At 46.0% G+C, this 14,703-nt stretch carries 9 protein-coding genes; 2 read left to right on the forward strand and 7 right to left on the reverse strand.

The window, feature by feature from the left end; genetic code table 11:
* Positions 1-14: 14 nt before the first annotated feature.
* On the forward strand, positions 15-1,829 hold the full coding sequence (locus AZI85_RS10335) for a TonB-dependent receptor plug domain-containing protein (protein ID WP_063244001.1): 1,815 nt from the start codon (positions 15-17) through the stop codon (positions 1,827-1,829).
* Here AZI85_RS10335 and AZI85_RS10340 read toward each other — a convergent pair whose 3' ends face one another.
* The 3 genes from AZI85_RS10340 to AZI85_RS10350 all read right to left on the reverse strand — a co-directional run bounded on the left by AZI85_RS10340 (position 1,830) and on the right by AZI85_RS10350 (position 6,129).
* Positions 1,830-3,356 carry a chemotaxis protein CheW gene (locus AZI85_RS10340; protein WP_253720945.1) on the reverse strand — a complete coding sequence of 509 codons (1,527 nt, stop codon included), beginning with the start codon at positions 3,354-3,356 and terminating at the stop codon, positions 1,830-1,832.
* Between the two features lie 13 nt (positions 3,357-3,369).
* Entirely contained in the window at positions 3,370-5,094 is a 1,725-nt protein-coding gene (locus AZI85_RS10345; protein ID WP_081110981.1) for a methyl-accepting chemotaxis protein, read from the reverse strand.
* Between the two features lie 288 nt (positions 5,095-5,382).
* On the reverse strand, positions 5,383-6,129 hold the full coding sequence (locus tag AZI85_RS10350; protein WP_063244002.1) for a murein L,D-transpeptidase catalytic domain family protein: 747 nt from the start codon (positions 6,127-6,129) through the stop codon (positions 5,383-5,385).
* Between the two features lie 359 nt (positions 6,130-6,488).
* On the opposite strand from AZI85_RS10350, the gene AZI85_RS10355 reads away from it, so the two are divergent.
* Positions 6,489-7,712 carry a hypothetical protein gene (locus AZI85_RS10355; protein ID WP_063244003.1) on the forward strand — a complete coding sequence of 408 codons (1,224 nt, stop codon included), beginning with the start codon at positions 6,489-6,491 and terminating at the stop codon, positions 7,710-7,712.
* 2 nt (positions 7,713-7,714) lie between these two features.
* On the opposite strand, the gene AZI85_RS10360 is transcribed toward AZI85_RS10355, so the two are convergent.
* The 4 genes from AZI85_RS10360 to AZI85_RS10375 all read right to left on the reverse strand — a co-directional run bounded on the left by AZI85_RS10360 (position 7,715) and on the right by AZI85_RS10375 (position 14,684).
* On the reverse strand, positions 7,715-8,425 hold the full coding sequence (locus AZI85_RS10360) for a hypothetical protein (RefSeq protein WP_063244004.1): 711 nt from the start codon (positions 8,423-8,425) through the stop codon (positions 7,715-7,717).
* 1 nt (position 8,426) lies between these two features.
* Positions 8,427-11,168, reverse strand: a complete 2,742-nt coding sequence (locus AZI85_RS10365; protein ID WP_063244005.1) for a PKD domain-containing protein — start codon at positions 11,166-11,168, stop codon at positions 8,427-8,429.
* Between the two features lie 173 nt (positions 11,169-11,341).
* A complete protein-coding gene (locus AZI85_RS10370; RefSeq protein ID WP_081110982.1) occupies positions 11,342-13,210 on the reverse strand; it encodes a sensor histidine kinase in 1,869 nt (622 codons plus the stop codon).
* A gap of 67 nt (positions 13,211-13,277) precedes the next feature.
* Positions 13,278-14,684, reverse strand: a complete 1,407-nt coding sequence (locus AZI85_RS10375) for a DUF1254 domain-containing protein (RefSeq protein ID WP_063244007.1) — start codon at positions 14,682-14,684, stop codon at positions 13,278-13,280.
* Positions 14,685-14,703: the final 19 nt, after the last annotated feature.

Consider the following 14,703-nt stretch of genomic DNA (forward strand, 5'->3'; position numbering starts at 1 on the left):
AAAGGAAAACATCTGTGAAATACTCAAGCCTGATATTATCCGCGCTTTTGGGAGTGTCTGCCCAAGCGCAAGAAAGCATCCCGTCTTTTGAAACTGTTGTCGAAGACGTCGTTTTTAACACCTCCAACAAAGTCGTTATCGATGAAGAGACTATTAAAGAGTCTCGGGCTCCGAACATCACGACTTTATTATCAAGCCAAGCCAATATCACCGTCACAAGCACACCGTTTCAACCGAATTCGATTTTTATTCGTGGTGGTGACTCTAGTCATGTGATGATCATCGTCGATGGCGTTCCCTTCTATGATGCTTCGACAATCCAACGTACTTTTAATTTGAACTCGTTAGATATTAAATCGGTTCGCCGTATTGAAATCATCAAAGGCGGACAGACTGTTCTTTACGGTGGACAGGCATTAAGCGGCGTCATCAAAATCGACACCATTCCTCAAGAATTTAAAACCAAAACCGGGCTTGAAGGACAAATCGGCACGCAGAACTTCCGTGATATCACGGCGGTGCACACCGAAGCCTTGGATGACAACAATGCCTTCATCATCCGTGGCCACGGAGCTTGGAGAGATGCTGAGTCCCCGGTTTTAGGGTCGTCAGAAACTTACGCTCGCAACAACTGGAACGCGGAAGGAGCTTATGCTTGGAAAGGCGCCGTTGAAGGAAACCTGAAAGCGATGTTCCTTCAGGATTTGAATGAATCGCCAGCCTCAAGCCGTGTGAACAACCGCATTTACGATACCGTCGACTTTGACCAGTTCACTCGTCAAATCGGTGTTTCGTCCAATTTGCGTTTTACCCAAACACCTTGGGAGCCCCGCTTAGCTTTAAGCACGCAGAATAGTTTGCGCGATTATGATTGGCCTACGGTGGTTCCGGTCGACAACCCGACGGGAACAGAAGAAGACTACGGCGCAAATCTTCGCACGGTGCGCTTGGATTTTACTCCTTATAAAGGAGACAATCTGACCATCATCGGTGGCTTGAGTTATATTTACGAAGATTTTGTGTTTAGAAGTAAAGGCGTTGAGCAGGTCAATACTTTCTCTGAACAAAGAGGTCTTTTCTTAAAAGGTGATTACGCCTGGAATAAAGATTTTTCTTTAGCTGTCGGCGGACGCGTTGAAAACTGGAGTGATCAAGATCCCGTGGGTACGTATCAAATCGGTCTGACTTTATTCGAGCACACGAAGCTTGAAGTCGCGTCAGGTTACAAGATCCCATCTTTGTTCCAATTGTACTCGCGTTACGGTAATCCCGACTTGAAAGCTGAAAATGCCAACCAGTACAGTCTTATGCAAGAATGGAATATCAACGAAAGCCAAAATCTTTCGGTGACTTTGTTTTATTCTGAATTTTCAAATCTTCTGCAGATCACCGGGGCTCCGGGCAATATGAAATACAACAACGTCGCAAAAAGTGAAACACGTGGTGTTGACGTGGCTTACACGATTCGCCCCTTTGCAGAGGCGAGCATCGTGGCTACCTACGGATATCAAGAACCTCGCGATTTAGAAAACGACCGTTGGTTGCTTCGTCGTCCTTTAGTGAACGGAAGCCTTAGATACCTTCAAGGCTGGGGCAAACATTCAGGCTCTGTCGAGTTGATAGGGGCTGGCACTCGTTCAGACTTTGGGGCTACAGGCATTGTGACTTTACCAGGCTATGTGACCGCGAATGCCGCTTATTCCTATGCCTTTAATGAGAGACTAACGATGTACACGCGTCTCAATAATCTAGCGGACCGCTATGAAGAAACTTATACATATTATTCTGAAGGATTTAACGGTTCTTTAGGAGCGGAATACTGGTTCTAGCTAAGAGGCCGCGGGAATTCCCGCGGCTTGTGCTTCAATTTTTTTGATGAACTCGGCCACTTCAAAAATCATCAGAGTGCGTTTGTTCCCTAACGCATCATTCATTTCAACGACTTCTTTAATATCCCCTTGCAGATCTTTGTTGGCCTGCGGAGTTAAAACAGCCGGAATACGCAACTTCATTCCTTCATCCAACGTATTAATAGCGTCGACTTCGTCCACCAACAGACCATATTTCGCCTTCTCACCTTTAATAACCAGAATGCGCGACTGACTGCGATCCGTTAAAGCTGTCATTCCATAAAAGACCCGTAAATCGACAACCATCACCACTTCTCCGCGCATGTTCATCATGCCCGCGACGTATTCGGGATAGCCTGGGGGACAGACCATGTCGTCCGTATACTTCGCGATTTCATCCACGGCCCCTAAGCGCGTGGATAGCATGTGTTTTAGCTTAAATGACAGGTATGGTTTTCTGTCACTGGCTCTTTTTTGGTGTGCTTCCTTATCTTCGTCCTTTTTTCCGTACAACGTTTGATGACCCTTGGTGATCGCCACTATTTCCTGATCAGAAAGAATCTTTGTTTCTTTCAAAAGCAAGATGTGCAAATCCGGCTGAGGGCACAACAAGCCTTGCATCATCTCTACTTTTTCTTGCTTAAACATGGGAACCGGCAAAATGTCTTCTTCAAAGAAAGCCACGATACTGTCTACGCTATCGACTAAGAAACCGACTTGAATTTTTTCAAGCTTCAAGATCACAATGCGCCGCTCGTCTAGCTCCGCACCGATGTCGGCCTTAGGAAGCTTTAGAAACATTTGAAAATCCAAAATAGGAATGATCGAACCCCGCAAGTTCACCATGCCGATACAATAGTCAACGGCAAGCACGCTGCGTTTGATTTCTGGAACCTTGATGATTTCACTAATACCTGCGATCTTTAAACCGAACTCCAGGCTGCCGGATTTAAAGGTGATACATTGAGCTCGTCTGGATTTCTTTTTTGCCGTCTCCGTCTGTACGGATGTTTTTGCCTGCTCTAAAATTTGGGGAATATTTTCGATTTGGATTAAAAGTGCCGGATCAATAATTTCAATGATGCGATCCCCGCCATTTAATTTTAGAACGCCTCTCACGACAGATTTAGAACCTTCTATTCTTTCATCCATCCAAGATATATTTTCTTCGCTGACATTGAGCATTTCGGAAGTGGCGTCAAAGAGCAGCCCGATACGTACTTTATCGATATTGACGATGGCGACTTTTTTATTTTCCTGCACTTCACTCGTAGGCAGATCCAAAAGTTTTGCCATATCCACGATGGGCGCCACGAGACCACGAAGATTGAAAAGTCCCGTTAAATACTCCGGCGCCAGCGGTACGCGAGAGACTTTATCCGGGAAGTTCACCACCTCTTGAAGAGAAGAAATGGAAACCGCCAGTTCTGTAGTACCTAAGCGGAAGGATGCGAACATCTGTGTGCTCGTCATCCTTTGCTTTTTTAAGGCAGATACTTCATCCATTCTCTATCCTTGATTAAACCACGAATTTAGAAACTGTCTTATTCAATTCTTCAGACTCTTCAACCAGGGCCTGCGTCGAATTTGCAATCGACTCTGCCGCTGCGGTTGATTTTTCGGATTCGGTAGAAATATTTTGGATGGCGATACTGATGTACTTTGCAGCACTTGATTGCTCTTCGGCGGCGGCATTCACATCTGAAATCGACATGGTTGTCTTTTCGATACCCGCGACGATTTTACCGAAAGCTTCGCCGGCTTGTTTTGAAATGGAGCTACCCTGTTCAACGCGCTTCACGGACTCATTGATCAGCTTTGAAATCTCTTTCGTTGCTTGAGAAGATCTTTCCGCAAGTTTACGGACTTCGTCTGCAACTACTGAAAATCCTAAGCCGTGCTCACCCGCACGCGCGGCTTCAATCGCTGCATTGAAGGCCAAGAGATTTGTTTGGCTGGCGATCTCGCTAATGACTTTGATGATTTCGCTGATATCTTCCGACGACTTGTTGATTAACTCCATGGCTTCAATGGACTTCCCAATCGCTAGGTTGCCCGCTTCCGCTTCTTTTTGCGTCACCTTCGCCAAATCATTAGCCTGACGAGTGTTGTCTGCAATAGAGGCGATCGAAGCTGTAAACTCTTCGATGGAAGCATTGATTTCTTCGACGGTAGACCCTAGTGTAGCCGCGCCTACAGCGACAGAGGAACTTTGTGTCGCGATCACTTTCGATGACGACCCGAAGTTATTGGCTGATGTCACGACTTGGGAAACCACGCTTCGTAAGTCCGACATCATTTTCTTTAAACCATTTGCTAGTTGTCCGATTGCATCCTCGGAATTGACAGTGATCTCAGTGGTAAGATTCCCATTGGCTGCGGCATTCACCACCGTTAAAAGTTGATCCACCTTTTCTTGGTCTTCTTGAGCTTTGCGTTTCACCGCCTGCTCAAGCTCAACTTGTTCTGTGATATCAGATGCAAATTTCACGACTTTATAAGGTCGGCCATTCACATCCATAATGGGATTGTACGTGGCCTGAATCCAGATACGTTTTCCACCCGCACCAATACGAAGATAGCGGCCTGAATCGAACTCCCCGCGATTGAGTTTCTTCCAGAAATTTTCGTAGTCCGTGCTGCGCGCGTATTCAGGCTCACAGAACATACGGTGATGCTTGGTCACGATTTCTGGAGAACTATATCCCACAGTTCTAAGAAAGTTTTCATTGGCACAGATGATCGTACCATCCATATTAAATTCGATGACGGCTTGAGCTTTACCGATGGCAACGATTTTGCCTTCGTATTCGGCAGTTGCCATTTTTGCCTGGGTCACATCCGTTGCGAATTTTACAACTTTATACGGTTTGCCATCGGCATTGAAAATAGGATTGTAAGAAGCATTGATCCAAATTTCTTTGCCACCTTTACCGAAGCGTTTGAATTCACCCGCAACAAACTGGCCCTTCGCCAGGGTTTGCCAGAAGGCTTTATATTCGGGAGTTTTAGCGTATTCAGGATCACAGAACATAGAGTGGTGATTATTTTGAATGTCACTTAAAGAGTATCCTACCGCCCCTAAAAAGTTATCATTCGCATTTAAAATGGTTCCGTCTAGATCAAACTCAATCACCGCTTGCACGCGATGGAGCGCCTTAATTTCCTCTTTAAGCAGAGTCAGTTCGTCAACGCTTGAAGTGTATGAAATAGTGTCTTCTGCAAGTTTCCTAGCAACGCTCATGAGGTCTCCCGTTTATTATTTGTGTTCGATACTTATTTCGGTAGCCTGGGGAATTGCTAAATCATTACAGAAAGCCGAAGATCACTTTAATCGTATTTGGCGAAGTCTTATGAAATTGTAAGTAAGTTCCTGTTTCAGAAACTCTGACATGTGAATTACCTCACGTTCCACGATTAAGATTCTGTTCATTTTTCTTAACAACATGCAAGGGTTCGCAAATAAAAAACGGAGACCGAAGTCTCCGCTTTTTATTTTATAAATGTCGAATCACTTTATTTGATCGCGTATTTATTTGACCGCGTAGATCAAGCTTCCACCTTTGATGTAACCAATCACGTTTTTCAAATTCTGCATAGATACTGCCGGACATCCCCAGCTTCTTCCTTGCTTTACGTTCGTGTCCTGAACATAGTTAGCACCGTGGATAACAACCGCGCGAGAGCGAGCTTTCGAGTTCGTTGAAGACAATCCGTCAAGACGAAGTGAAAGTCCGTGACCACCTTGATATGTTTCAGCTGTGCGATAGAAACCAAGTGAACTGGCATGCGCGCCGGAAGTATTGCTGAACGTTTCTGCATAGCCGTCATGGTTCGCATCAGATCCTTTACCATGAGCCACACGAATCGCCCACACAGCACCCGTCTTCATAGAAATAATGTAGAAACGAGGCTCTGAAGAGTGCTTCGCAAAATCAATCACCGATACATAGTTCTGATTTTTGAAGTTGCTTTTATTCGCATCGAAGTAAACCAAGGCTTTTGCCAAAGCATCCGTACGAACCATACGAGTTGGATCTACGAAATTGTACTTCTGCAGAATACCTTCGCGCTGAGAATCAGAAAGGCTTTCTGAAGCATCGCGAGGGATCGTGGCATTCGCACCAGGATTATCAACGATTTGTTCCTCTGTAGTGTCATCTGGCAGGGCTGCTTCACTGCCGCCATTTCCCGCACAAGCTGCTAGGGATAATAAAGAAGTTACCAATAGAGTTGTTGTGAAACGAGAAAAGAACGATTTGTTAACAGTCACTTGCATTCAACCTCCAAAGTTGTGTGTGATGTGCATGAACAAACCTTAGCGGATGAAAATTACTTCGCAGAAAAAATCGTTACTAAAACACAAAGAATAGGACTAAGTGCCGAGTGAATTTTGAGAGGCATTTTAATAACGCCGCTTTTTTTGTGTGATAGCAAATTTCACTCTGTCAAACCGCAAAGAGACTCTTGTGAATTGACACGGATTTCATGGAAAAATTCGCGTAGTTTTCTCGGGAAATTAAAAATCCTTCGCCGGAATTACCCATTCAGTGTGGAAAGTGGAGTGAATTCTCAATCTGACACAGCAATCATCTTCAGCACCGTCATAGTGAACCGAAAAGCCTTCATGGGGAATTTATGAAAACCGTGGTGACATTTTTATCCGTTCTGTCTTTGTCGTTATCCTCGGTGGCGGACCCTTCGGCCGCTGTCGGCGTCGCATCTGCAGTGGAGCCTTTAACTCCTGATGAGCTTGTCGCTGTCGGCCTTGAAGAAGTGCCGGTCAATCTCAAAGCCATCATCAAGAAAATCGAAGCTCTTCCCGCGTCGGTGGCGGCCATGGATCCGGGTGCAGTCCTACAAATTCCCGAATTCGCGTCTTTCCAAAAGGGTTTTCAAACGTACGAAGCCCATCGTAAAACTTGCATCAACGATCAAACGCGGGCCGCGAAGCTATGCCGAGAGGAAACTTCTCCTAATCTGCAAACAACTCTTCAAGGAGTGAACCTGGTTTTAGCCGGCGTGAACAGCCTCGCGGTGAACGACGCCTGTAAGTCTTTTTCTAAAGCGATGACTTTGGCTCAAGCCGGTATCACGGCGTATACGGTTGCGTGCGGAGCCATGCAAAAGAAATGTGACATGTCCTGTTCAGCGGCTGCAAGTGGCATGAAAGAGATGATTCAAGCTCTGCATGTTTCCAAAGCGACGTGTACACCTGGTCAAACCGGCGCAGGTTGTACTGAGGGAATGAGCCAACTAGAGACCCTTTACAATAAAGCCTATACAGAAATGAAAAAAGAAATCAGTCTGCAAAGCAAAAAGACTTTGCACTCGAAAGAGCAGCTTTGCAAAAAAACCTACGGCCTGCTTTTGGCTTCCTCAGCGGCTTCTTTGGTTTCTATCGTGTCCTCTTTAAAGCAAGGTAAATCCTGCGATGAAGAATCAAACGGAAGCGAAGGCGGCGGCGGTGGAACAGCGGCCGTTGTGGTAAGTGAAAAACAAAATACCTCGTCGTCTCAATCTGCGACACCTTTCCAAACTGCCACAACGCCCGCAAGCACAACGGAAGTTGCGGCCAGCGCACCAACAACTCCTGTTGCCTCTGCGAGTCCTGAATCGGGGAATAGGCCCTCAGACACGGTACCGGTTGATGCGCCCAACTCCCGCAGAGAACTGGCTTCAGCGACAATAGAAACTGCTCCACCGCAAGACTCGGAGTTAAGAAAGTATTTACCTGGCGGCAGCAAAGCCGCTGCCTCCGTCGCCAAAGACCCGCACCCGGATATTACCAGCGCAGGCGGTAAAACGAATTTTGAAAAAATGCGAAATCGTTTTTGGGAGTTAGGGCTGCAAGGCGATTAAGATTACTTGCGAAGTTCCAAAGAGGACTCTGCTAGATTATTTTCCTGTTGGTAGCGAACATTTTCCCAGATCTTTTTACTGACCGGTCCTGGCAGCAGTCTTTCAATCTCGGACTTCTTCTGAGGTTGCAAGGCCGACCATTGATAAAGCACCTCGGCCTTCACTTCACCTAAGGACTTACGGGCTTCCAAGTTATTTGTTTTGTCTTCGATGTAGCCGTTGCTGACAACGTCTTTCAGAACTCCTAAAGCTTCACCATGGGGCGAATCTTGCAGAGACTCTAAAAGAAGATCTAAAGCCACATTCTGTAAAATCACTTCGTCCACAGTCAGCGCCGGGGCCTGTAAAAGATCACTGAGTGACGAAATCACTCGATGATTTTTTAGCAAGTCCTGACGCTCTTTCTTTTCCGCTTCATCCAAGAAAACTTTGCGATGCATGCGGTGAAAGGCACTGAGTTCTTTTTTATAAGCATAGTCTTTCCAGACCGGAGCACTTTCACCCTTACGGGCCTCAGGAACTACCGGCGTTGGATTTTGCACCACAGCCGTAGGCCCTTCTGAAGCCGGAGACGCTGGCGCCTCCGGAGAATGCTGCTCAACACTTGGCTTTTCATTGGGCGTTTCTTTCTTAACAGAAAGAGAAGTCATGACTAGCATGACTCCTCCGACTGCAACCGCCCCCACCGCAATGGCTAGCTGTTTTTTATTCATCTTAGAATGCTCCGCGAGTGAGAGTTTTTCTGAACAAGGATCTATTCAACTCTTTCGCACCGTCATTTTGGAAGTAAGCCGAACCATTCAAGTATCCATTTAACACCAGGATATTGTGATGGATCGCTGTCGACTGTACGAAGATGTTATAAACCTTGCCCGTGTGTTTCATTGGAGTGATCGACACGATCTCATCCAACACACCACCCAATTGCACGAGGTCCTCACCGACTTTGAAGTCTTTTGCTGACTGCATGAAGCCGTTCGACGCTACAAGTGGATGATTTGGGGTTACCTTGATTGAGCGGCCTGACTTCATACGCATCAACAAGATGTCGTGTTCAGTATCAAGAAGCTCAGTCACCCACTGATCCACTTTGGTTTTTTGGATAGCTTTACTTCCCATGCTTTGCGCACTTTGCAATGAGGCTACGAAGGCATAATTCTTCGTCAAAGCTTCAATGAATGGGACGTATTTCATATCCGTGTTACCGGCCTCTTGAGCCAGGATCAACTGTTCAGGAGTCGCACATGAAGACACACACACTGTCGCTACGTATACTGTAGATGGCATTGTACATGCTGCATTTTTTGAAGTCGGTGCAATCCATGGTTTTTCTGGGTTGTAAGCACGATCCATGAATGTTGGATACAAGTGCTGACCGCTTGAATTCAGAGCCACAGATGTCTTACCTGATTTCACTTTCACGTCATCGAATTGAGCCAGGAATTCTTTAATGATTGGCAATTGATCCTGACATTTCACCATCCACTCATAACGGCCTTGTGCTTGAGAATTGCTTAAGCTGTCTTGTGAGCAACGTCTTGCGACGTAGTCGCGGCAGTAGCTTTCAGCCACCCAAGGACCATATTGAGTCTCTGTGCCTTCCAACTGAACTTTGTGATCGATACAAGCGTAAGTGCTGACTTTCGTCACATCACGTTTATTAACAATCACACCGATCTGGTTGGCAGGACATGTCTGTGAACTATTGGCCTCTTCAACGGAAGTCGAAGATTCCTGTCTGCGAACGGCTTCTGGGTTGCCGTCACAAACTCTTTCTTCCACTGGCATTGCTTGGCCGGTACAACGTTCGTTACCGACTTGTGTCCCTTTATCATCGACACACACGAAGATACGTGACTGTTTACCACCACAATCTGCAGAGCAGGCTGTGAAGTTTTCTGTCGGAACGTATTTATATGTAGGACATGCACCTGGAGTCTTAATAGAACCCTGGTGAGTATTTGAACTTACGATTTGACCGTCTTTACAAGTTTGATCTGAAACTTCTGTGAAGATATCAAAGAAACCTGTTTCACCGAAAGCACAAGTCAATGGAACTTTCACCTCCCCAGTCACAACATCTGTTTTCACAGTGCCATGGGAACCGAAGTCACCACAACCATTGTGACAAGAGTTTTGATTGAAGGTATCGGATCCAGAAAGAACTCCGTTATTACAAACTCTTTCTTGAGACACGCTCGCGCAAGAGCCCGCAGGAGTGCTTGTCGAGTACAATACTTTTGATCCACCATGAGGAAGAACGCTTCCATCTGGCAATCTGCAAGATTGGCCTTCACAAGAACCTTCATTAGTAACTTCTTTTGAGCGAGAGATTTCCACCCAGCTCAACTTTTCGCCACTCAATTGACATTGTTCTTTGATCACGTCACGGTAAGAAATTTCTTTCGTACCATTTAATCCGCAGGCCACAGTCTCTGAATAGATGTCACCTTGAGATTCACGGATTTGATCTTTCACTTGGCATGAACCTGGAACTTCGGGTTCTGGCGTTGGTTCTGGTTCAGGCTCTTCAGTTCCTTTAGTCACCGTGATGGAATGTTTCAAGTTGAAAAGAACTTGGTTTGTGTCGCCTTTTAATAGAACAGCGCTCACTTCAAAAGTGCCTTCAGCTGCATATGTGTGCTGAACATTCTGACCGGAAGCAGATCCGCCATCACCAAATGTCCAACGGATGGCACCCACTTGGTCCGCCAAACATTGAGGCATATATAGTGACAAGCTGACCGGAGAACCGACTTTGGCTTCAGAAGGACCTGAAATCGCCGCCGCTGCCGTACAAACCACTTCGTCTTCTTCTTCAGAAATGACGATGGTTTGTGAAAGCATTTTTTCACCACCCGGATTTCCAACTACCAACACTTTTACTGTGTATGTACCTGGTTGAGCGTAAGTATGTTGGATGGCGTCCATAGAACTCACCGAAGGAGTTCCGTCACCAAATGTCCAATAGGCATCTAAAAGAGTCATATTCTCAGGAATGCCCACATCAAATGTCACCGGTTGACCGGCTACACCTACTGTAGGAGCGATCATCACAGGTTCACTGGCGACAACCACTGTTTTAAAAGAGACTTCTTGAGAGGTCGTACCACTCACGTCTTGAACTGACGCCGTCATCACGTAGGTACCGGCCTTTTTATAGACCGATGTTACGCTGGTCGCTGTTCTTGCTGAGCCCCCTGCAGCTTTCCACACAACTTCTTGTGCACTATCGCAGGACAATTGCTCGTTGAGCTTATATCGGATCGCTTCGTTGGTCTGACCTACCGACTCACCCTCGATTTTAAGGTTGGCCGTACTGACCTTTTGCGAACCCGGTTTGCAGGTCAGCGTGGAACTGGATAGATCCATCACTTCGCTGCTCTCTTGAGCCTTCTGACACCCCACCGACAGTAACAACAATCCTGTTGCAACTAAACGCATCCCTCTGTTCATGGAAAACTCCTGGGTTGGTAATTCTTATGTTTAATTCTCAACCCAATCTTCGTGCGGTCTCAACTTTTTTAGGGGTGTTGGATCATCATGACTTAGTGGACTCTCTAAAGATTTGACGCTTTAAAAAGGATTTTTAGAAGTTCATTTTTTTGTCGAAAGTTTGTTCAGGCGCTCTATGTCGTCGAGAGACGTTTGGGGAAGAGCAAAGTCACTGTCGTCCCGGAATCCGCTGCTGCAGCGGAATGCACGGATTCCACTTCAATAACACCATCAAAGAGGCGCATATAATCGCTGACCAAAGTGGTCCCCAGTCCGGTCCCGGTTTCGTTGGCGGTGCCTCGTCGAGAAAAGAGCTTTTTTCCTTTAAAGATGTTTTCAAGTTCTTCAGGAGGGATACCAATTCCTTCATCCTTCACCATAACACCGATGTGCTCATCGCGCTCGACATAGGCTACAGTGATGGACTTTCCTGAAGCCGAAAACTTAATGGCATTGGAGAGAAGATTTAAAAGAACCTGATTCACTAAGGCCGAGTGATCCGCCTTCACGCATTTCCCCGCAGGGACATGACAACGGATCTGTATGTTTTTGTTTTCTAGCTGCCAGGTGCAATGTTCAACAGCCTCTGCACACGCTTCGCTAAGGTCTACAGACTGCAACGGGGACTTGGACTTTAAGGAATAGACGACTTCTTCATTGCGAACAGAATGAAGAATTTTATCCAGGCGTTGAATGGAAAGATTGATCTTTTGGGCGTGTTCACGAACTTTGGGTTGTTCAGTCAGCTCTTCTAGCATCTCAGAGTGGTACATCAAACCTGAAACCGTATTAGCGACATCGTGAGAAAGAACGCGAACCAAACGGTGATAGCGCTCTTTATCCCCGGCCGCTTGCTGCGCTTGGCGTTTTTCACGATCCAGGGTTTTTAGTTTGTATGCGAGTCCCAAAGAAAGAACCAGCATTTCGCCAAGGTTTGCAAAAAGCAAAGAGTACTGGGTGACGGAATTGTATTTCACAATCCCGTGTAACGAGGCGATCCAGAAGAAGGTCCCGATAAAGACCACAAGCCAGCTTGCCAAGAAATAAAGAGCTAGTTTGTTTTTAAATTTCAACAGCGAATAAACACCACAGAAAATAAAAAACAAAATCGCCCCGGCTATCGAAAGATCAATCCAGTATCCAAAGATAAACAATTCACGATGCGTCGGCGCAAAAAAGCTTGCGAGGATGGTCACGATAGCTAAACCGCAAAAAAACCCGGTTCCGTAGTAACCTACAGAAAAGCTTTTTGAAATATTCAAAAACCTGCGAACGAAGACTGACGCGGTAAATAGAGAAATGGAAGAAAAGAGCATCAGGTAGTTCGAAAACACAAAGGCATTTGTAGGAATAAGATACGCATCGAAAACACCATGAAGCACCATGGCTGTCACGCCGAAACTCAATGCAAAGACAGCGTAACTGATGTGGTCTTTCTGAGATGTCGCCAGACCAACAAAGAAGTTATAAATAACCAAAGAAAGAATGCCGCCAATATAGAAAAAGAAAATCGCCCTTGCGGTTTCTTCTGAGTTCAAAAATGTCGCCTCGTCGGTGACTTGTACTTTTGTACTCAAGGCATGATGTGAACTTCTTTTAAGATAAAGCACTTCTTCGCTGTTGGGCGCGAGCTCCAGAGGAAAGGCTCCCAGTCTTGAAGGATAAAGACGTCGACTTAATGGAACACCCGGACCTGATATCTGCGCGATGCCATCAGCGCCATATAAAGAAAGCCGACCCGCTAAAGGAGAATCTAAAAAGAGAATTTTCTTTTCCGTCGTAGGTGAATCATTTCGCAGTTTGATTTGGATCCAGAGATCTTCAGCACTGTAACCCATCGCCAGTTCAGGTTCTCTTAAGTCCACGAAAGAGACATCCGCAGGATTTTCCACCTGAGGAGAACTCGTACCCATGGCTAAATTCATTTGAATGCTTGCAAATGCGTTCACTGAAAAGATCATTAAGAACGCAAAGATGTAATACCGAATTTGTACCCGCGACATGTGGCACTCATTATTGTTTGCGAAGTGATCTAGGTCAACACATCTCCACCGTCGCTTAAACAATCTTCTATTTTTTCGAAAGTGCGGATGGATTTACCGCTGTCATTGCGGGTTTTTTCCAAAGTCCTTCTTGTGCTTCTCTTGTTGGCGCGTACATTCTTAGTACGGCCACAAATGGCCCTGGTGGGGCTGGCAACCAGTTGGCTTCTTTCGCTGTTCCAGGTGAATGTCTTTGAATATACACGGTTAAGCCTCCGTCACTATCGCGCTTTAATTCTGAAAGCGTTCCAGAGTTGATCGCGTAACGGTTCAGGGAGTTTTTAGCCAGAAATAAATTTTCGTCATACATCGTTAAAGACCAAAAAGCTTTTACCGGCGGCAGATTGTTTTTCGTAAATCGCAAAGTATAATTGTATTTCGAAGCATCCAGTCTTTCACCGTCGTTGATTTCGTCTGTTCGCCAAGCCACTGTCACCGCTTCTTCGCGGGAACTCCCATAAAGACCCACGTACGCACCGACGGCACGGTTTAAATAATTCTCTTTAAAAAATTTCCGAGATCCATAAAGGTTGCGTGTGTCGACTGTATTATGGGCGACTTCTTGAATCTCCGCCAAACCTTCCGCGAAACCTTTACGAAGGGCCGCACGTTGTTCGGGATTCAGTCGTGCAAGTTCAAAAGATCCTCCCGGAATCAGTCCCAGACTTTCAAAATCCGCGCGCAATGCTTTTTCACTTTTTAAAACAGGCGCCAGACTGAGAACGAAGTTAAACGCCGAAAAATAAGAATCCGGATCGTTCTTATCTAAGACCGGCGGAAAAACCACAGAAGGTTTTTTCGGAGGAGGCGCTGTCTTTTGATAGGCGCTTAAAGGTAAAGCCCGGTACTGCGACTGCAAAGACAGCACAGTCTCAAGATCTTCGGAATTTATTATTTGCATACGAAATAAAGCCAGAGCAAATTCGGTTTCCACTTTGATGACTCGACGAAATCCCGCGGTGCTGCCACTCCATTGCGGGCCTACAACCAAAAACGGCCCCTCTTCACGGCCATCTTTACGAGTGCCAACATAGTCCTCATTATAGGTGTAAAGATCTACAATTTGGACGGAGTGATAGCGATCCTTCGTGATCTTCGGAAGGGAAATGACAAAAGGTTCTGCTCGCAGGTCCATCAACAGATAGCCGTAACCGACATCCAGATTTAACGAAGGCACACGGAGGTTCGCATTCGGGACGGAGGCCGTTGTTCGCAGCGTATTCACCGAGGCTTTAAAGGATTTTGAGTCTCGATTGTAAAACTGGTCGTAAATCACTCGGGCATTTTCAACCATGGGATAGGCATAGATTGTGGCTTTCTTAGCAAGCATTTCTAAGTGACGCGTGCGAGCGTCTTCAGACTGAGCGTACACAATGCTCGGGAACAGAAACGTCATCACCACCAGCCACATCGCGCACCCCCACACGATATTCATCCTAGCGGCAAAAAAAAAG

Source organism: Bdellovibrio bacteriovorus, assembly GCF_001592755.1.
Taxonomy (GTDB): Bacteria; Bdellovibrionota; Bdellovibrionia; order Bdellovibrionales; family Bdellovibrionaceae; genus Bdellovibrio; species Bdellovibrio bacteriovorus_E.

Excerpts from the sequence above, each read along its gene's own strand:
- AZI85_RS10340 (WP_253720945.1), bottom strand. The coding sequence starts at position 3,356 with ATGGATGAAGTATCTGCCTTAAAAAAGCAAAGGATGACGAGCACACAG.
- AZI85_RS10345 (WP_081110981.1), bottom strand. The coding sequence starts at position 5,094 with ATGAGCGTTGCTAGGAAACTTGCAGAAGACACTATTTCATACACTTCA.
- AZI85_RS10350 (WP_063244002.1), bottom strand. The coding sequence starts at position 6,129 with ATGCAAGTGACTGTTAACAAATCGTTCTTTTCTCGTTTCACAACAACT.
- AZI85_RS10355 (WP_063244003.1), top strand. The coding sequence starts at position 6,489 with ATGAAAACCGTGGTGACATTTTTATCCGTTCTGTCTTTGTCGTTATCC.
- AZI85_RS10360 (WP_063244004.1), bottom strand. The coding sequence starts at position 8,425 with ATGAATAAAAAACAGCTAGCCATTGCGGTGGGGGCGGTTGCAGTCGGA.
- AZI85_RS10365 (WP_063244005.1), bottom strand. The coding sequence starts at position 11,168 with ATGAACAGAGGGATGCGTTTAGTTGCAACAGGATTGTTGTTACTGTCG.
- AZI85_RS10370 (WP_081110982.1), bottom strand. The coding sequence starts at position 13,210 with ATGTCGCGGGTACAAATTCGGTATTACATCTTTGCGTTCTTAATGATC.
- AZI85_RS10375 (WP_063244007.1), bottom strand. The coding sequence starts at position 14,684 with ATGAATATCGTGTGGGGGTGCGCGATGTGGCTGGTGGTGATGACGTTT.